Annotated in this window: 14 protein-coding genes and 1 pseudogene; 8 read left to right on the plus strand and 7 right to left on the minus strand. The window is 55.5% G+C overall.

Annotated elements, in window-relative coordinates; genetic code table 11:
• From IE065_RS10510 to IE065_RS10545, 8 genes and pseudogenes are all read left to right on the plus strand, one after another.
• Nucleotides 1-254 (plus strand): annotated as a pseudogene (locus IE065_RS10510) (3-beta hydroxysteroid dehydrogenase); the annotation flags it as partial.
• An 18-nt stretch (nucleotides 255-272) separates the two neighbouring features.
• Nucleotides 273-701, plus strand: a complete 429-nt coding sequence (locus tag IE065_RS10515; protein WP_189514782.1) for an acyl-CoA thioesterase — start codon at nucleotides 273-275, stop codon at nucleotides 699-701.
• Nucleotides 702-1,218: 517 nt separating this feature from the next.
• Nucleotides 1,219-2,319, plus strand: coding sequence for a ribonucleotide-diphosphate reductase subunit beta (locus IE065_RS10520; RefSeq protein ID WP_189514784.1), 1,101 nt, complete (start codon nucleotides 1,219-1,221; stop codon nucleotides 2,317-2,319).
• Nucleotides 2,320-2,463: 144 nt separating this feature from the next.
• Complete coding sequence (locus IE065_RS10525) at nucleotides 2,464-3,774, plus strand: DNA methyltransferase (RefSeq protein WP_189514785.1); 1,311 nt, start codon at nucleotides 2,464-2,466, stop codon at nucleotides 3,772-3,774.
• A 330-nt stretch (nucleotides 3,775-4,104) separates the two neighbouring features.
• Nucleotides 4,105-7,362, plus strand: a complete 3,258-nt coding sequence (locus IE065_RS10530; protein ID WP_189514787.1) for a ribonucleoside-diphosphate reductase subunit alpha — start codon at nucleotides 4,105-4,107, stop codon at nucleotides 7,360-7,362.
• 200 nt (nucleotides 7,363-7,562) lie between these two features.
• Nucleotides 7,563-7,862 carry a hypothetical protein gene (locus IE065_RS10535; RefSeq protein WP_189514789.1) on the plus strand — a complete coding sequence of 100 codons (300 nt, stop codon included), beginning with the start codon at nucleotides 7,563-7,565 and terminating at the stop codon, nucleotides 7,860-7,862.
• Between the two features lie 107 nt (nucleotides 7,863-7,969).
• A complete protein-coding gene (locus tag IE065_RS10540) occupies nucleotides 7,970-8,497 on the plus strand; it encodes a DUF1697 domain-containing protein (protein WP_189514791.1) in 528 nt (175 codons plus the stop codon).
• Nucleotides 8,498-8,561: 64 nt separating this feature from the next.
• Nucleotides 8,562-9,974: a beta/alpha barrel domain-containing protein gene (locus IE065_RS10545; RefSeq protein ID WP_189514793.1), complete on the plus strand. Its 1,413-nt coding sequence runs from the start codon at nucleotides 8,562-8,564 to the stop codon at nucleotides 9,972-9,974.
• Between the two features lie 8 nt (nucleotides 9,975-9,982).
• Here the strand turns inward: IE065_RS10545 and IE065_RS10550 are convergent, their stop codons facing one another.
• The 7 genes from IE065_RS10550 to IE065_RS10580 form a co-directional block, all read right to left on the minus strand.
• Nucleotides 9,983-10,375, minus strand: coding sequence for a hypothetical protein (locus IE065_RS10550; RefSeq protein WP_189514795.1), 393 nt, complete (start codon nucleotides 10,373-10,375; stop codon nucleotides 9,983-9,985).
• A 224-nt stretch (nucleotides 10,376-10,599) separates the two neighbouring features.
• Nucleotides 10,600-12,828, minus strand: coding sequence for a hypothetical protein (locus IE065_RS10555; protein WP_189514797.1), 2,229 nt, complete (start codon nucleotides 12,826-12,828; stop codon nucleotides 10,600-10,602).
• Between the two features lie 420 nt (nucleotides 12,829-13,248).
• Nucleotides 13,249-13,782, minus strand: coding sequence for a lytic transglycosylase domain-containing protein (locus IE065_RS10560; RefSeq protein WP_189514799.1), 534 nt, complete (start codon nucleotides 13,780-13,782; stop codon nucleotides 13,249-13,251).
• 97 nt (nucleotides 13,783-13,879) lie between these two features.
• Nucleotides 13,880-14,722 carry a hypothetical protein gene (locus tag IE065_RS10565; protein ID WP_189514801.1) on the minus strand — a complete coding sequence of 281 codons (843 nt, stop codon included), beginning with the start codon at nucleotides 14,720-14,722 and terminating at the stop codon, nucleotides 13,880-13,882.
• 4 nt (nucleotides 14,723-14,726) lie between these two features.
• Complete coding sequence (locus IE065_RS10570) at nucleotides 14,727-15,779, minus strand: 3-deoxy-D-arabino-heptulosonate 7-phosphate synthase (protein ID WP_189514803.1); 1,053 nt, start codon at nucleotides 15,777-15,779, stop codon at nucleotides 14,727-14,729.
• A gap of 24 nt (nucleotides 15,780-15,803) precedes the next feature.
• The gene (locus tag IE065_RS10575) at nucleotides 15,804-17,198 is read right to left on the minus strand and encodes a Do family serine endopeptidase (RefSeq protein ID WP_189514805.1); all 1,395 of its coding nucleotides are present in this window, start codon (nucleotides 17,196-17,198) and stop codon (nucleotides 15,804-15,806) included.
• Nucleotides 17,199-17,694: 496 nt separating this feature from the next.
• Nucleotides 17,695-18,567 carry a GNAT family N-acetyltransferase gene (locus IE065_RS10580; RefSeq protein ID WP_343218637.1) on the minus strand — a complete coding sequence of 291 codons (873 nt, stop codon included), beginning with the start codon at nucleotides 18,565-18,567 and terminating at the stop codon, nucleotides 17,695-17,697.
• Nucleotides 18,568-18,697: the final 130 nt, after the last annotated feature.

Raw genomic sequence — 18,697 nt, forward strand, 5'->3', positions numbered from 1 at the left:
GTGGGGGGGGGGGGGTAATTGAGAAGCGAATATCAATAAGGGCGGCCTATCTAGTGGGTAGCGTCTGCGAGTTTGTTTGGAAAGGCTTCAGGCTGTCAGGGGAGCCGCCGATGACGCGTTTTGTCGCAACAGAGCTGTCCAAAAGCCACTGGTTTTCCATCGACGCCGCGCGTCGTGATTTGGGCTACCGGCCCAGCGTCGACCTTTCGGCTGCGCTGGACGATGTTGTTGCGGATTTGCAATCGGCGCGATGACGCGCAAGGGTCATTGCTATGCCTGAACCTGTTTTTGAATTTCGCAGCGAGGTCTTTTTTGATGAGCTGGATGCGCTGTGGGTGCTGCACCACAGCCGTTACCTGATGCATTTGGAGCGCGCACAGCAGGCGCTTTTTCAGCAATTGCTGGGTGTGTCGAACTTCGACGCTAAGCGCGATGAAGACATCTACGTGGTCGTGCGCAACCTGACCGTCGATTACCGAGTGCCGATTCGTAATCCTGGCCCGGTGTTGATTCGCTATTTTCCAGAGCGCGTGCGCGCCGCCGGTCTTACGTTGGGTTTTGAACTTTGCTCCGGCGACGGCTCGGTCCTGCATAGCTCTGGTTCACGCACCGTTTGCAAGCTGTCGGGCAAAACACATCAGCCAACTGAATGGACCCCAGTTTTCCGCGAAGCACTGGAGAATTGGTGCCGAGGTGTGTGAGTTTGAGCGGGAAAAGCTCGTTGTCGTGTAAATCGAGCAACACTTGGGCAACGATCATAGCAAGAATCGTCATTAAACTTTGTTTCGGCGTGTGAATTGCTTCTTTTTGCAGTCAAAAAATGACTTAATTTTAATGAAAATCATCCCAGGGCGGACTACTGTATTTACCTGATTTTTAGGGAGATGCGGATTCACCGAGTGGTGATTTTAGGCATGTGAATAACTTGGCGGTAACTAAAAATATCTCTTACTTGGCACCCGGGTGGGTTTCGTGGCATTCTGGTTACATTCTCCCCTAAGTGTTTCATTCGCCCGTACTCTCCGTTATCCCAAGTAATATCAAAATTGCTATATCTAGTGGGTATTTTGTAAAATATTCCCTAGATGTAGTGGTAGGTGTTGACATGCGTTTTATTCTGACCAACGGTTCTTTCCATCGTCGCCAAGTCTCCTGCCTGCCTTGGAGAGGCTGAATTTTCGCTAAATCTTCAACCTGAATAACTTCCGCATAACTGCCATGTCGACCGCCGTTACCACGACCATCACCATCGGAAACAAATCCTTCGTTCTGGACAAGGAAAAGGCTGAACAAGCCTTCGCTGCCAAGAGAATCATCAACGGCCGCGACACGATGTTTTTTAACATCCTGCCCCTCAAATATCAGTGGGCCTACGATCTTTACAAGACGATGAAGAACAACCATTGGGAGCCGGAAGACATCCCAATGCAAAAAGACTGCGAGCAGTGGCGCGATTCCTCTGGCGCGATTACTGAGATTGATCATTGGATCATCAAAATGGCCATCGGCTATTTCTCGGCAGCAGAGGGTATTGTTGGCGATAATGTGCAACACGTCACCCGCGAGCTTGTCACGGCACCCGAGCTGAAGCTCGTTTTGGGCCGCCACGCTCACGAGGAAAATATCCACGCCGACAGCCTTGTATACATGATTTCCTCGCTGGGCATCAATCCACACGAGTGTGAGGCGATGTTCACGGACATCAATACGATCGACCGCAAGACCGAGTTTCTCGTCCACAATTCCCGCGAATTGCGCCGCGATATGGACATGACCAAGACCGAGAACAAGCAGGCGCTGGCCAAAAACATGTTCCTCTTTGGTCAGGTGATGGAAGGCACGCAGTTCTACGGCCTGTTCGGGATGGTGCTCAGCCTCTACCGCCAGAACAAATTCCCTGGCATCGGTCAGATGTTCCGCTACACGCTGCGCGACGAGTCCAACCACATCGAGCTGTTCCGCAACTTGCTCATGGACTTGGTTGATGAAAATCCTGACGTGTGGACGTCCGCCTTTAAGGAAGAACTCACCGAAGCCATGCGCGATGGTGTGGCCATGGAAAAGGACTTCATCCGCGACTGCTTGCCAGTCAATGCGTTGGGCCTTTCCGCCGATGAATTTACGCAATACATCGACTACATCGCCGACCGGCGTCTAGAAGGCGTGGGCCTGAAGCCACTCAATCCTGGGATCGCAAATCCCTTCCCTTGGTTGGCTGAAATGATGGACATTCAGAAGGAGCAAAACTTCTTTGAAGGCCGCGTTACTGAGTATCAGAAAGCCAGCGCGCTGGACTCCGTGCATGACGACGAACTTTAATCCCTTTTGCCGTGGACGCCTTGGAAACGTCCACACTGTGGCATGGTGGTAAATGGAAAGGATGGGGCCGCGGTCGGAAGATCGCGGCCTTCTTTCCACCGATGATAACAATCAGTAATTACGAAAAAACAGTTAGATTGATTGATGAATCAGACTCTGTTCAACCTCAACACCATCCCACCGCTCACCGTCTCGGACGAGGCGGCGCTGCATGCGGAGCTGGCGGCCTTTGCTGAGTTTGGCGAGGAGACGGTGATCGACGCTTGGCATGGCGAAGATTTGGAACTGCCCGTTTATATCAATGAGTTTTGGACGGCCAAGCAGCGCCAAGCCAATCCGCTCCACGAGATTTCCTATCGGGCGTGCTTCAAGCCGCAACTGCCGCGCTTTTTTATTGATCGCCTGTCGGCACCGGGAGACATCGTCTTAGACCCTTTCATGGGGCGCGGCACTACGCCGATTGAAGCCGCATTGGCCCAGCGTATTCCGTGGGGCGGGGATGTCAGCCCACTCGCCAAGCGCTTGGTCGAGCCGCGGTTGACACCGCCCTCGAACGACGAAGTCGAAACTCGCCTCAAGGAAATTAAGAAGCTTTGCGCTGCAAAGTCAGTCTTGGATGCAGCGGACCCCGACCTGTTGGTTTTTTATAACGCCAACACCTTACGCGATCTCGTGGTGCTGCGCGAATACCTGATCCAGCGTGAGAGTGACGGCCAGTTGGACTCAATCGACGCCTGGATTCGTCTGGTTGCTACGAATCGTTTGACCGGACATTCGACAGGCTTTTTCTCCGTCTATACGTTGCCGCCCAACCAAGCGGTCACCGCTGATCGTCAGCGTAAGATTAACGCAAAACGCGAGCAAACACCGCCGTTTCGGGACGTCTTTGGGATCATCGAAAAGAAGAGTAAGCAACTGATGAAAGGCCTGCGCGATGAAGATTTTTCCGCACTGGAGCGTGCGCGGGGCGAGGCTCAATTTCATACGACATCTGCTGATCAGGCTGCCGCGCATTTTGCTGCGGAGTCCGTGTCATTGGTCGTTACTTCGCCGCCATTTCTCGATGTCGTGCAATACGCGCAAGACAATTGGCTGCGCTGCTGGTTCAATGGTATCGATGCGAGCGCCGTGCCCATGTGGAATTGCCGCCGCGTTGAAGATTGGACCGCTTCCATGACCGCCGTGATGGAGCAACTAAAGCAGCTGCTCAAGCCGAATGGTTGGGTCGCTTTTGAAGTCGGCGAAGTCCGCAATGGCCGTATTAAATTGGAGAATCATGTGGTTCGTGCTGGCGTTGAAGCTGGTCTCGAACCGGTGTTGATTTTAATCAACCAGCAGGACTTCACCAAAACCGCAAACTGCTGGGGCGTTTCCAATAACACCAGCGGTACGAACACGAACCGAATCGTCCTTTTCCGTAAATGCGCCAGTAACAGGCAGTTAACGGAACGGTGACGAAAAAGTGTCGTCTGCGCCCAAAAAAGGCTGGTGGACAACATTTTTTCCAATATTCATTTTGACAATCCAATCTACTACATATTGTATGGTTCTTACAGAACGACGCTACATCTAGTGTAACGAGCAAAGAAAATCCACATGCGTATAAGTTCCAACAACTTCTGTTTGAGCTGCCCGATTCGGAGTGCTGTTTTCTTATCATGTTCGTTGTCCGCGCCGTTTAAGCGCTAACCATTCTACTCGCCGCAGGGCTTTGCTGTCTTCGGCTTTCCAAATTACATTTCAATTACATTTCCTGATTTAAATCGAAAATAGCCCTTTTGTCCTATGATTCGCAACTACACTTTTGATGAAGACATCGCCCTGAAGCGCATTGTCGCCACCCCAGCAGAGCAAAAACAACGTTTCAACTGGCGCGAAGTCGTGCTGGAAGGAAATTCGCATCCTGAAGTAAAAATTGAACTCGCTGGCGAAGAGCGTGAATTCGAACTCGCTGAAGTCGCTGAAATCATTGGAAACGCCCTGACTGACCTCATGCTTTCACGTGAGGAAAATGATATTTTTACAGATAAGAATCAGACTTTCGTCGCGCAAGTGGCCAAGGAAGTTGGCGAAAATATCGCGCGCCAGATTCAGGGCAAGGGCGACATCACGCTGACCGATCTCGACATCAACCTGATCATTGAAAAGGCGCTCATTGAGCATGATGCACATGACGTTGCGCGCAGTCTTGTGGCGCAGCGTCGCAACGGTATTTTTGGTTCGGAAGACGAACCTGAGCCGATTCACGTGCGCCTGATCCGTCGCAACCGCCAGGTCGTGCCGTGGGATCCGAACAAGGTCGAAGTCGCCGTGCGCAAGTCTTTCCTTTCGCAGCAGCTCGACTCAGCGCCCGCCGTTGCGGTGTCGCGTGGCGTCACTGAGCGCGTGCGCACTCAAGGCGAGTCATTCATCCACATTGAGCAGGTGCAGGACATCGTGCAGGAAGAGCTGATGCGGCAAGGCCATTTCAAGGTCGCCGAATCATACATTCTATACCGTGCGCATCGCCGCAATCTGCGCGATCAAGAAGCTGAAGAAGACTCGGAAGACAGCCGCCAGGATGCGATGATCATGCTGACCAGTAAGGATGGCAGCACTTTCTTCTGGGATCCTGCCGAACTGCGTAAGCGCATCGATTTCTCCTCCATCGGCCTTGATCTCTGCCTCACCAAGGATCAGATCGAGTCGGAGTTGCGCCGTTCGCTCTACGCGGAAATGACCCGCGAAGACCTCCGCAGCACGATCATTCTCAACGCCAAGAGTCTCATTGAAAAAGACGCGGACTTCTCAAAATTTGCAGGGCGAATTTTACTGACCTACATTTATGAGGAAGTGCTGGACTGGGAAATTATCCGTGACGGCATAGAAGGCCTCAAGTCCGCGCACCGCCAGTATTTCAAAGCCTGCATGAAGCGTGGCGTTGAGCTGGAACGCTTGGACGCACGCCTGTTGACGTATGATCTGGATCGTCTCGCTGACGCGCTCGACCCATCCGCCGACCTCGACTTTGACTACCTCGGCATTTCGACGCTGTATGACCGCTACCTGATCATCGACAAGTCGAAGAAGGAAGCGCGTCGCCTGGAAACACCACAGTTGTTCTGGATTCGCGTTTCGATGGGCCTCTTCATGGATGAAAAGGAAGATCGCGAAGCTTGGGTCATCCGCCTTTACAATCTTTATAAGAGCCGCCGCTTCTGCTCGTCTACGCCCACACTTTTCAACGCTGGCACACAGCACAGCCAGTTGTCGTCCTGTTACCTGTATAAGGTGGACGACTCAATCGAATCCATTATGCACCGCGGCATTGCCGAGAACGCATTCCTTTCCAAATGGGCCGGAGGCCTCGGTGGTTCGTGGACTGCGGTTCGCGGCACCGGCAGCTACATCAAGGGCACCAACGGCGAGAGCCAGGGCGTCATCCCGTTCCTCAAGTTGCACAACGACCAACTGGTCGCAGTCAATCAGGGCGGCAAACGTCGCGGTTCCGGTTGTGCCTATCTTGAAACGTGGCACAACGACATCATGGACTTCCTTGAGCTGCGTCGCAACGTTGGTGACGAGCGCCGTCGCACGCATGACATGAACACCGCGAACTGGATTCCGGACTTGTTCATGAAGCGCATGGAGCTGCGTGCGGACTGGACATTGTTTCGCTCTAATGAAGCTCGCGACCTGCACGATCTTTATGGCAAAGCCTTTGAAGAAAAGTATGTTGAATACGAAGCGAAGGCAGCTCGTGGCGAAATCTGGAGCCAGACCGTGAAGGCGATTGATATGTGGAAGTCGATGCTTCGCATGCTCTTTGAAACTGGTCATCCCTGGATCACCTTCAAGGATCCGTGCAACGTGCGTTCCCCACAAGACCACGTCGGCGTCATTCACAGTTCGAACCTCTGCACTGAGATCACGCTGAATACGTCGGAAGACGAGACGGCGGTTTGTAATCTCGGTTCCGTGGTTCTCGACAGCCACCTCGATGCGGATGGCCAGCTTGACCTCGAAAAACTCCGCGATACCATCCAAGTTGCCGTGCGTGCGTTGGACAACGTGATCGACATCAACTTCTATCCAACGAAAGCCGCCGAAACATCTAACCGTCGCCACCGTCCGATTGGCCTTGGTGTTATGGGCGTTCAAAATGCGCTCTACATGAAGGATGTGCCGTTTGCCTCCACTGAAGCCGTTGAGTTCAACGACGAGTTTATGGAAGCCATTGCCTACTACGCTTACGAGGCCTCCAGCGACCTCGCTTCCGAGCGTGGAAGCTACTCGACCTTTAAGGGATCGAAGTGGGATCGCGGCCTGATGCCAGCCGATACTCTTGAGTTGCTCGAGCAGGAACGCGGTGCCGAAATTGATGTACCTCGTGGCGGTAAGATGGACTGGGACACGCTGCGCGCCAAGATCGGTGAACAGGGCATGCGCAATTCCAATGTGCTTGCCATCGCGCCAACCGCGACGATCTCGAACATCATGGGAACCAGCCCTTGTATCGAGCCGTATTATAAAAACTTCTATGTCAAGAGCAACTTGGGCGGCGACTTCGTGGTGCTGAATCACCACCTCGTTCGCGACTTCAAACGTCGTGGTTTGTGGACGCCGGAAATTCTCGACCAGTTGAAATACTATGATGGCGAGCTGACCAACATAGATGGCATCCCGGGCGAATTGAAGGACAAATATGCGACCGCTTTTGGCATTGAATTCGAATGGTTCATTGATGCGGCTGCACGTCGTCAAAAGTGGATCGACCAATCCCAAAGTGTGAATCTCTTCCTGCCCAAGCCGGAGCTCAAGGCGCTTTCGCATATGTATCGCTCAGCGTGGCGTAAAGGCCTCAAGACCACTTATTACCTACGCACTCTGGCGGCTTCCAATATCGAGAAGGCAACTGTTAGCGTGAAGAAGGAGATGCACGGCGTTATGGGCAGGGCCGATGAAGTCGCCGAAAAACCAAAAAAAGAATACACCGAGGAAGAAGTGAAGGCATGTAGCCTCGACGCCCTGATAAACGGGGGCGAGTGCGAGGCGTGCCAATGATTTTCAGTTGGAAAGCAAACAAACTGACGCAGACATAAACTGACAAGACTGGTAAAGAAGACGGCTCCAGAAAACTGGAGCCGTTTTTTTATGGAACTAATAAAGGCTTTGCATTACAAAGTAGCTTTGTGATGCAAAGTAAGTTTTCAAATTCCTCGCCACGTGCACCGCGGATTTGCCGTCTGACCACGATGCGGCATGTGTCATTGAACCTAGATGCCGCGACGTCGTTGCGTTGGAGCATTCGTCGATTGCGCGATCTGCCTCTTGGAGACTGGCATCGTGGGTTTCCCTATTTCGGCGAAGCGTCAGAGTTGCTGGAGACTTGGGGCCTTTATTCCCGTAGCGCAGTCATGGCGGTGTTGCGGGCAGAGACAGGCTTGGCCTTGGGGGACGAATTGCGGCATTCTGTTTGTTTGCGTGAGGGACGGCTGCCTCGGCTTTATTTGGCGGACTTGAGCTGCCGCCGTTTGCATCGGCTGATTCCAGATTTGCACTAGAGGCGCTCGCCAAAAAAAATACCAACCCTGCTGAGGTTGCATTTCCCCCCCCCCTCGCTGATTAAATTGGCTCGGAAAATCGACGTATATCGCCATGTTTATGAGTCATGATCTACGTCGCGCTTTTTCGGGGAATCAATGTTGGTGGTAAGAATATTCTGCCGATGAATGAGTTGCGCACGGCGATGGAGTCCCTCGGCGCAAGGGGTGTTCAGACCTACATTCAGAGCGGCAACGCCGTCTTTGTGAGTGACGAGGACGATGCCGGGATTTGGTCCAAACGCATTCGCGAGGCCATCCGGCGGGCCCACGGTTTCGAGCCGCAAGTAATGGTGTTGCCGCTTCCCGAGTTGGAGCAGGCTATTGCCGATAACCCCTTCCCCGAGGGCCAGTCCGATCCGAAGACCCTGCACTTAGGCTTCTTGTTAGAGCCAGCGACTGCAACCAAGCTCGACAAACTCGATGCTCTGAAGTCTGCCAGTGAACGCTATCAGATGACGGACAAGGTCTTTTATCTGCATGCTCCGGATGGTATCGGGAAATCCAAGCTTGCCGTCGGAGCCGAGAAGACAATCGGCGTCCCTATGACCATGCGCAACTGGAACACCGTGCAGAAAATACGTGAGCTGGCTTGAAGACCCTTTACTTTGAGGCGAGAAATAATTTGCGCATCTCGCCGAACCGCATTCGATAGCAGGTATGGCGGGGCTATCTTATCAGCAAATTCAAGAATCGTTGGCGGCACAGCCTTTGTTTGAGAACAAGACGTGGCGTCTTTCGCCGGAACCTTGGCGGTTGACCCGCAAGCAGGTCACTGAACTGGAGACGATCGGGCAAGGGTGCCTAGACTTCTATCTGGCGCTAGACAACCTCTACCGCCGCTGTGCTGAGGGCAAAAACCTGCTCCGCAACCGCGAGCTCACCGCACCTTGGGTTTGCAGCTACTTGGATCGAGGGAAGCCGCGCCGCCTCGTTGAGCACGCGCGCCTCAAGCAGTTTAAGGGGCAGGTGCCGCTCGTTTTGCGACCCGATTTGCTCCAGACTGAGCACGGTTATGCGTTGACTGAGATGGACAGCGTCCCCGGCGGCCTTGGCCTAACCGCCTTCCTCAACCGCCTCTACGGTATGAACGAGCGCGAGTTTGCGCCGGACATCGTGGGCGGAGTTGGAGAGGTCGAGATGGACTGGCATCGCTGCCTCGCCGCCTTAGCCCCGGGCAAGGACAATCCGCTCATCATCATTATTGTGAGTGACGAGGCTGCGGTCTATCGGCCGGAATTTGATTACCTCTCGGCGCGTTTGCGCGAGCGCGGGTTGCGAGTGCATGCGCGGCATCCCGACGACCTCATGCCGATGGGGGACAGCTTGTGCGCGCCTATTGACGGCAATCCGGAGGAGATCGACATTATTTACCGCTTTTGGGAACTCTTTGACGTAGGTAACGTCTCCACGGCGCAGGACATTCTCCGCGTGGCCGAAGACGGCGGTGTGATCGTCTCCCCCCCCATGAAGGCGTATCAGGAGGAAAAGCTCAATCTCGCGCTGTTGCATCATCCGGTGCTCGACGATTATTGGCGGGAAAATCTCCCGCGCCGCTCCTTTAAAGTGCTCAAGCAAATCGTGCCGCATTCGTGGATTATCGATCCGGTGGAGCTGCCGCCCAATGGCGTGCTCGACGCGCCCTGGATCAACGGCAAGCCCATCCGTGAATGGGAGCAGCTCGCCGAGGCTAGCCAGAAAGAGCGCAACTTAATCATCAAGGCGAGCGGCTTTCATGAGACCGCATGGGGTGCGCGCAGCGTTACTCTAGGTAGTGATAGCTCCAAAACGGACTGGCAGGAGGCAATTGAATCTGCAGTTGATTTGGCCGATGAGACGCTTCACATCTTGCAGGATTACCGTAAGCCCATTCGCCTGAAACACCCGGTTTTTGCGGAGGGCGGGGCCTCGGTTTACGAGATGGATGGCCGTCTGCGGCTCACTCCATTCTTCCTCGTAGAGGGAGACCAAGCCAAGCTTTCCGCCTGTTTGGCGACGTTCTGCCCGGCCGATAAAAAAATCATCCACGGCATGAAAGACGCCGCGATGCTGCCTTGTCGTGTGGTGGATTGAGGGGCGGTTTATCGTAGATAAAAGCCCGCGACCTTGCCATCAACGATCCACATTTCTGCGAGTAAATCGTGGTCTGGCTTGGATGAAAAATGCAGCTTCCAGTAGTAGGCATGGTTGCCGCTGGGGCGATTGAGCATACCCCAATACTGCTTGTCGTAGCCTGCCTTCAGGGGGCCTGCGATCTGCGTGGACACCTTTTTGAGCGTCTCCGGGGTCATGGCCTTGATCATCTCTTGATCGCAGACGGAGTGGAATTTCGCGATGTCGTTGGCTTGGATTGCGTCGAGCAAAACATCCAACTGCGTGTTGACGGAAGGGGGGGGGGCAGAGTCTGCTACGGCCGATAAGGCGAATAATGTGAGGGCGGAAAAAAGGGCCAGAAAGGTTTTCATGCGGTTCATTAGTGGGTTGGGAGGGTTGCGTTCGTCTAAAACTACTCTAGGGGGCGGGTAGATGTCAAGTTGGCGGCAACAGAGAAGAGAGGCAAAAACTTTGCTGTAGTTTCCATTTTTGGAGCAAAATGGACTCGAAATGAGCATAAAAGTATCAGTTTGCTCTGATGCGAAACAGGCCGAATCCGCGAAATGAACCTGATCTGGGACTAAATGTCCCGCTCGGGCAGCGATCAAACCTTTAGCAGGCGCGCTTCTCCGGGGGCCAGCTTGGTGGTGGAGGCCGGGTGATTCGCTGGTCGATCTGCTAAGGCCGGGTGATCCGTTAAGGCCGTGAGGCCGTCCAAGGCGGCGATGGACACGTTTTCCGCGCCGAAGTTGGCAGCGAAGACGTATTCCTCACCGTTTTGGCCGAGGATGCACACCGCGCGGACGTCGTCGTGGCCGGTATTGATCACGGCTGCGCGGGTGGCGGCACAAGTGGTCTCAGTGGAAACGGCGTTGACGCTGGCCAACGTGATCCAGCCAGAGTCGAGGATCATTTCTCCCGCTTCGTAACGTCGAGGGCCGATGACGAGCGGGCTGCAAAGGTGCTCCACATAAAGGGATTGCATGGCACCTGCTCGACGCTCTGGTGAGCGGTGAATGCGCAGGCTATCGGCTCCGTAGAGGCTGACTGCACCGAGGCGGTCCTCGATGTTGGCCCACTGACTTTCGAGTTCGACAATGGTCTCCTTGGCGGGTGGCGAGCTTAGCGAGTGTACGCCGCTGGCACTGAATACTTGGCGTTGAAAGCCGTTGAAGAGGTCGTTGGGCAGATTTAGGTGCAGCCCTTTGACGGTGGCCACGTAACCCCGGCGCGGCCCCATACGGCAGTGCTGTAGACCGACAACGGTGTGCCCATCTGGCAGGGCGGCGAATGCCATCTGGTGGACGGCGGAGTCCGTGCCAGTCCAGCTCTCGGCGAGCTTCAGGGAATCGCCTTCGCTGACGGCACCGCTTGTCACAAAACCGCCGGGAAAGGACTCGACGGCATGGCGCAGGATGCGGCGGTGCATTTTTGTTGTTTCGGTGGCACCGGGTTTGGGGTGGTGGCAAAACTCCACGAGCCCTCCCATGTTGTGCTCCCATTCGGCAAGATGCCCGTCACTCGGTGGCAGGCAGAAGCCCTGAGCTAAGCGATAGGCACGCCAGGAAAAGGATGCCAGCCGCGTCGGGCAGCGATGGGCGACGGCACCGTATTCAGGCTCGATCCAGCCACCCGCGACGGATTCCTCAAAATCCTCCATCGGCTTTGCGGGCGCAGAAATGGCGTCGTGATAGGTGATTATCTGGCCGAGCGCGCAAGCGCGGTCAGTTTCCAGTCGGGTGAAATACAGTGGGCTCTGGCGGCGGAGTTGTGCCAGTCGTTTTGAGTAAAAGTGGCCGTCGCCGTTAAAGTCGGCCTCAGCTTGGATCAGCTCCAGTTGGCGTTCAATGAGGCCCAAGGCGTGGGCGTCGCCGAGGTGGTCGGCGGCGTAGGCGAGGGCGGGCAGCAGGTATTCCTGGCAGTAGGCGTAGCGCACGCGGGTGTCGCCGCCAACGCGAGCTAGACGGCCATCGGCAAAGATAAACCGCCGCAGCACCTGCCACAAATCGCGCTGATGCAGGTCGAGGCTGTCCGGGCGGGGCAGGCCGGATTGCTTGAGGTCGAAGTGGAGCATCGCCACGTTGCTCACGCAGATGACCATGTAGCCGACGTTAAAATAGCCGTGGTGATCTAGCGCCCAGTGCGGGAAAAAACTCGGGCCGATATGGCGCTCGCGGAGCGGCTTGCCAGCGACGAGGCGTTCCTCGTCGGCGTCGGCGTCCACGCTGGCGCCGTTGACCAGAAAGCAGTGCGCTCGCTCTTGCCAATCGCTCGCGTGCGGGTGGTCAGGATAGCGGGCGGCGGCGCGCCAGAGCAGCGCGCCATTCCAGATGTTGGACTCTGGATCATTGCCCCATTCATGGTTCCATTTAGTGGCCGTGATGCCCTTGTGTTGGCCGCGATGATAATCCGTCAGCAGCCATTCTGCTTCGCTGCAGAGCATGGTGCGGAGCGCGTCGTGGTCGGCCTCGGTGAAGTGAGGCTCAAGCAGTCGCATGGCAAACATCATGCGTTCGATGCCGAGCGCGCTGATCCAGGTGTGGCCCCACTGATCGCCGTCCAGACAGCGTTCCGTGCCGGTAAGATGACTGGCCAGATTGAAGCGCAGCGCGGCCATTGCGCGGTCAAGCGCCCATTCGTGATTCAGGCCGGGGAGGTCGCCTTTGCTCGTGGCCAGCGTCGCCATTGCGGCGAGATATTTTTGCTGAGTCTGAACGCCCCAGCCGTTGTAACCCGTCCCGTAGACGCCATATTGCGGGTGCCCGGGCACGGTGGACCAGTCAGCTTCTGCCGCTAGAGCCCAGGATTGGAGTAATTTTAGCGCATTTACCATATCGTGTTCCCTTATTTGGACAGCAGACTTTCACGATGGCGAAGAACAATTCCTTCAAATCCGCATTACTCGTAATGCAAGAAGGCGTTGGCGGGAAAGGCGCTGGTAGTGGCGTAAATTCATCCTTCTCTAAGGTAGCGCAGGCGCGGGGACGCGCCTACGCTACCCTAAAGAATGGGGTACCTTCAGCGAGGGGTGATGTTGCGTTTTCGTTGTCCAAGGTGGAGTCCGGTGTCCCTACCGGGCAAACCTTGCCTCACCGCCAGCAGGATGTAATAGCCCGGTAGGGACACCGGGCTCCACCTGGGATAATGCCGATTCGCTTAGCTGGGTTGTCGTTTACTATGTGTTGCCTCATTCCAATTATACGTTGTCTTATTGGGGGGGAGAGAGACGCGCCTGCGCTACTATTTGCTGCTGCTATTGGGGCGGCTTGGGGATCTCGACGGGAGCTGTGTTACCGGCGAAAAGTTTTTGGTAAATCTTATTCGTTGGGGCCTCGAGCTTGCTGACGGCAAAGCCTACATCCTTGAGCGCATAGGGGCCGTAGCGATAACAAGCCGCCAACCGCGCGTAGCTGAAGGCGTGATTTTGCTTGAGGAAATGCCTCAGGAATTGCAGGTAATCGACGCCGACCTTGAGGTTGGTTTCGGGGTGATAGGCCATCGCATAGGGCACGTCGCTGACTTCGCGCCAGCCAATGCGGCTGACTTGCATCAGGCCACGCGCATAGCCGCTGTCGGCGCGGGGCTTGAGGGAGCTTTCGGCCATGCAAATCGCGTAAACAAACTCGGGCTTGATGCCGGTGTCGGCGGTTGCGGCCTGCACATCTTGCCAGACGGTGTAGGCGTCCATCTTGCGCGGTTGCCCGATCCAAAAGAACAGCGCAAACACGCCGACCGCCACGATCGACAGATACAATTCAAAGCGTCTCTGCGCCCAAACATTGGTCATGTAATTACGCTAGTGCGCGTCGTGTTGGCGAACGAGCAAAAAGAGATTCATACGCATTATTGAAAGAGTGTATGAGATTATCGCATAGCTCCGTGACTCAAAAATTGTCGATAGAAATAGAATAATCTTCCAACTTACCGAATGATGGGCGGTGGTTTGAGCTCAAGTTGTGAATGACGTAAACTTGATGGTCATCGAACCAGAATGTATAACCCTTTGGCTCCAAGGCGATTCGGAAAACTTCCTGCCAACAGACGTTACGCAGCTTAATGGAAGTGCGAATTTTGCTGAGTGCGGGCGGAATCTGGACTTCTAACGCGTATAGATCTGCGCAATTACGGAGGACAGAGCCTACTGCCTCGTTGGGAAAATCGACGCTGATGGTGTCGTAGGAGGGCATGTAGTGCAGGGCAAGAACGAGTGGGATTTCAAGATCGAAGATATTCGATTTGGGAACTCCGAAGGAGTCTACGACGAGCGCTAGCCCTTCATTAATCATTTGCACGGAATTAGGCCTGAACCAGCGGTTGCTGCCATCATCAAAGCCCGCTTCGATGAAGATCAAATTCTCGTCCTTTCGATAGGTAAAGCGGGTTCCTGCTAGCGCGGTTTCAAAGATTTCTTCCCAGGTCGGGTGATACAACTGGAAGGACGTCCTGCCTTCAAGCAACGGGTGGATGAAGAGGTTCAAATCGTAATTGTTCGACGTTTCGCGGAGGATCTTCCGTATTTCCTCATCGTGGAAATCGACATTCTGAGGTTGAGTTTCTTCATCATCATCAGTTGGCCTGCCAAACACGATGAACCCGTCGAAGGCTTCGTCCGTATTAGAAAAACCAATGAGCGGGACGAGATCAAGATCATCGGTTTTATCCTGCGCCCGAAGCGTTAGTAGTGAGAAACTGCAAAACAGCCCAACCTGTAGCCAAAGCCAACGCATTACCTTACCCCGCCAGTGGCGCGTTGTACTTCCGGCGCAGTTCCCAGACCATGCGGGCGTCGACGAATAACTGGCGGCAGACGTCGGGCGTGATGGACTGCTTGGGGTCGTCGCCAATGCCGTGCGAAGGATTGATGTGGGACTCGACGACGACGCCGTCGGCACCATAGGACATGGCGGCGAGGACCGCGCCGGGCACGTAGCGCGCGCGGCCCACCGAATGCGACGGGTCGACCACGACGGCAGCCCAGGTTTTTTCCTTGAGGAGCTGCGTGATGCACTCGTCCGGGTGGTTGCGGTAGCCATCGATGGAGGGCAGGGTGCCGCGTGGGCAGAGTAGAATGTTGGGATTACCGGCGGCGGCGATGTATTCTGCGGCGGCGAGAAATTCGTCCACGGGTGCCATTGGGCGACCGCGCTTGAGGAGGACTGCGGTTTTCGTGCCCGCGGTGGCGGCACCGATTTTGCGCAGGAGAGAGTAGTTGACGGCGTTGCGGGCACCGATCTGGATCATGTCGATCTTGGCGTCCATGACGAGCTTGAGCTGGTCGTCGTCCATGACCTCGGTGTTGATTGGCAGGCCGGTGCGGGCGCGGGCCTCGACTAAAATCTCCAGTGCTTTTTGATCACCCTGATAGGAGTAGGGCATCGTGCGGGGCTTCCAAACGCCGCCGCGAAGGATGTGGGCACCGGCCTCCTTGAGGGCCTCGGCGGTTTCGTAGAGCAGGTTTGGCTGCTTGGGATCGATCGTGCAATGCCCGGCGATGAAGAGTGGTTCCTTGCCGAGGGTGACGCCGCCCAAGGTAAGCTCGCCGCTGGCCAGCTCGGAATGGATGTCCATCAGCCGATAAGGGGAGTCAATCTGGTCCACGCGGTCAACGTATTCGAGGCCGAGGATGCGGTTGATCATCGTCTCGTGGCGCTCGTCGCCGAGGATTGCGTAGATGCTGCGCTTGGCACCCACGATGGGCTGGATCACGCAGTTATATTCAGTGACGATGGCTTCGACTTCCGCGAGCTGCGCGGGGGTCAGTTTGGGCTCCTTGGGGATGATCATGGAATTGGAAAATTTGAGTTTCTTCTACTTAAGCTTGGCGCGAAGGACTTTGGTTTCGTTGTTACGCTCGACCAGGAGGACGAATTCTTCGCGGCTGGGGTCTGCATCAACGGTCTGGAGCGCGGTGATGGCTGCCTCGTAGCTGTCAACGGGTTGCCCATCGACTTCGCGAATCCAGTCACCGGATTGAAGCTCGGCGGACTGCACGGGGCTGTTGGGCTTGATGAAGTCGACCACGGCGGCGTCGATGTCACTCTTGAGCTCACGTTTGGCAAGCGCGTCGGCTAGGGTAAATTGACGGGCAGACATGCCGAGTTGGTCGAAGTATTCGCGCTTGGCGTCACGCAGTGCGAGGGGTTGCTCGGCAATGACGATTTCCACCTGCTTGCCATCGTTGCCACTCACGATATCGAGGACGACTTTGCCCCCGATGGGCGTTTCCAGCATTTCTTTTTCAAACCAACTAACGGTGACGAAATCCGGGGAGAACTTCGGGAGCTTTTTGCCGTTGAGGCCTACCACGATGTCGCGGGATTTTAAGCCTGCTTGAGCGGCGGGGGAAGCCTCGATGACATCGCTGACACTGAGTGCGCCCTGATCACTCAGGCCCATGATTTCGGCCACTTCTCGATCGAGTGCCTGCATGCCCGAGACACCGAGCCAGGGGCGCTTGTCACCCGAGGGCGTGGTGGGTATTTGCGGGGCGTATTTAAGGACGACGTCCGCCGTCATGAAGGCATTGGATTCGCGCGTTAGCTGAACAGCGGCAGCGTATTTTCGGCCGTTCATGTAGATGATTTTTTCGTCGGTAGTTGGTGGCCCCATCCAACCGACAAAGCGGCCTTCTGCATCAAAGGCGAGTGAGCCGGGCGAGCCGATGGGCCGATCACTAAAGCCGACGAGCCAAGGGAGGGGCTCTTGGGCGCTGATTCGGGCGCTGAGGAAATACGGGGTGTAGTCCCAGCTATCACCCATCACGGCGATACCCCACACGAAGGAACCGGTTTTGACCGAAGCATGGCCGAAGGTCGTGATCGGGGTCAGTTCTTTACGAGCAGCTTCTTCCACTTGGAGATAATGCCAGCCGCTGACGAAATTTTGGCCGAGGTAAGTTGCGTCCCAACCGTCATCATCCTCGCCCAGACGCTTGACCTTGAAGTTCTTGAAACGCTCTGGCGGGATCCAACCGGGGATGGCACCATCGAGCAACAAAATGTGGCCTTCGGCATCGAGCACCAGGCCCATGGATTGAGAAGGCGTGCGGTCAATTTCGTTCTGGATGAAGAACTCAACCGCCACGACAGAAAGGCAACGCTCCTCGAAGGCTTTTTCGAAATCCTCAGGGATTTCTGCGTGGAGTGTGAGGGTAGCCAAGCAGGCCACGACGGACCAAATGATAGAGCGGATCGGGAAATTCATAGCCGCGCAGTCAAGCGGCTCAGATTGATCAGCGCAATCCGGAAAAAAATCCGGCCGACCCAGAATCTGAGTCGGCCGGTCATCAGGGGTGATGAGGAGAACAAGCTATCGTCAACAAAAGTAACGGGACCATTATCACCTTGGCAAGCAAAAGTGTTGCTGTTTTTAGAAATTAATTTTGCTAATGTATTGGCCCTGCTTTGGATAGCGTCCATTGCCGCATGTCTGCCCATTATTAATGATGCTTTTCACCCACAAAACGGTAGCGCAGGCGCGTCCCGCGCGGCTGGACCATTCGGCTGGACCAGCGATACTGTATGCGGCGCGGGACGCGCCTGCGCTACGTGACGTATATTGGAATGAGGGAACGCATAATAAACGGCACCCCTGCTAAGTAGTTGGACACCGGGCTCCACCTTTTTAATTTCCAATCTCACTGCCACCACACGCCTTTTTTGCGCACTGTGCAAAACACTCGGTCCAGCGGGACGCTGGGTTAGCCGAGTTCGAAGGTGGTGATTCCGTAAATGTTGGCCCAGGGTAATGAAGGGGTTGTGCCGTAATACATGCGGGCGCAGCCGAAGACTTCCTCCATGCCGTTTTCTTTGGCGAGGGCCAGAGCAGCAGGGTTATTTTCGGGGGTGTCGAGGAAGAGTGGTTCGCCCGATGCGCGGTCACTGAGGGCGGCGAAAAGTTGGCCGGCGAGTGTGGCGTCGTCGGCGAAGAGTGGGCCGATTTTGTAGCCACTTTGGCAGGCGCGGACAACGCCGTAGCCGACGAGTTTTCCATCGCGGACGGCTCCTAGCGCCAACCCTTCCTTAGGCTCAATCCAGCGGCGGAGGAAGGTATCGCGCGCAAAGCCGAAATGCCGTTGGTCATAGGCAGAGACTTCGTCAAAGGGTGCGGCGGAAAGCTCGGTCAGGCAACTGGCTGGTTGGCTCGGCTGCCCTACGCCCGCCATGCGGAGATTTCGATGGGTGAATTGAAAGCCACCCTGAGCATACCAGTCTTGCATGGCGAAGACGCCATCCATCCCAATGGGCGCATCGGGCAGCAGACGCGCCTTGAGCGTATCGCGGCGCCAAAACCAAAACTTTGTGCCCAGGCCCTTGCTACGGAGGTCCGGACGGACGATGAAAAAACCCATGAAGCCGAAGGATTGCCCGTAAGCGACGATGGAGCCGGTGGCGACGATTTCGTCGTCCAGCGTGGCGCAGACAAACCCTTCGGGATCGGTGTCCCAAAAAATGTCAGCGTCGTGTTTGCCGGGGTTCCAGCCTTCGGCGGCGGCCCAGTCGACCGCGAGATTGAACTCTTCCCGCCGCATGGGGCGGAACTTCAGGGCATTGGCGAGCGCATCGTCGTGCATGAAAATTAAGGTGGCGATTTGCGGGAAACGGGCAACAAATTTCACCTCGCTGTCACAAACACGAACAGCAAACCATTGACGCCCGCCGCCGCTCATGGACTGATCAAGAAGCGCACTTTGGCGAAACTTC

The sequence above is a fragment of the Cerasicoccus arenae genome, assembly GCF_014651635.1.
Lineage (GTDB): Bacteria > Verrucomicrobiota > Verrucomicrobiia > Opitutales > Cerasicoccaceae > Cerasicoccus > Cerasicoccus arenae.

Bases quoted from the DNA above. Each gene is read 5' to 3' on its own strand.
- IE065_RS10565 (WP_189514801.1), bottom strand. From the start codon at position 14,722: ATGCGTTGGCTTTGGCTACAGGTTGGGCTGTTTTGCAGTTTCTCACTA.
- IE065_RS10580 (WP_343218637.1), bottom strand. From the start codon at position 18,567: ATGCACGACGATGCGCTCGCCAATGCCCTGAAGTTCCGCCCCATGCGG.
- IE065_RS10540 (WP_189514791.1), top strand. From the start codon at position 7,970: ATGATCTACGTCGCGCTTTTTCGGGGAATCAATGTTGGTGGTAAGAAT.
- IE065_RS10570 (WP_189514803.1), bottom strand. From the start codon at position 15,779: ATGATCATCCCCAAGGAGCCCAAACTGACCCCCGCGCAGCTCGCGGAA.
- IE065_RS10555 (WP_189514797.1), bottom strand. From the start codon at position 12,828: ATGGTAAATGCGCTAAAATTACTCCAATCCTGGGCTCTAGCGGCAGAA.
- IE065_RS10515 (WP_189514782.1), top strand. From the start codon at position 273: ATGCCTGAACCTGTTTTTGAATTTCGCAGCGAGGTCTTTTTTGATGAG.
- IE065_RS10560 (WP_189514799.1), bottom strand. From the start codon at position 13,782: ATGACCAATGTTTGGGCGCAGAGACGCTTTGAATTGTATCTGTCGATC.
- IE065_RS10545 (WP_189514793.1), top strand. From the start codon at position 8,562: ATGGCGGGGCTATCTTATCAGCAAATTCAAGAATCGTTGGCGGCACAG.
- IE065_RS10525 (WP_189514785.1), top strand. From the start codon at position 2,464: ATGAATCAGACTCTGTTCAACCTCAACACCATCCCACCGCTCACCGTC.
- IE065_RS10550 (WP_189514795.1), bottom strand. From the start codon at position 10,375: ATGAACCGCATGAAAACCTTTCTGGCCCTTTTTTCCGCCCTCACATTA.
- IE065_RS10520 (WP_189514784.1), top strand. From the start codon at position 1,219: ATGTCGACCGCCGTTACCACGACCATCACCATCGGAAACAAATCCTTC.
- IE065_RS10530 (WP_189514787.1), top strand. From the start codon at position 4,105: ATGATTCGCAACTACACTTTTGATGAAGACATCGCCCTGAAGCGCATT.
- IE065_RS10575 (WP_189514805.1), bottom strand. From the start codon at position 17,198: ATGAATTTCCCGATCCGCTCTATCATTTGGTCCGTCGTGGCCTGCTTG.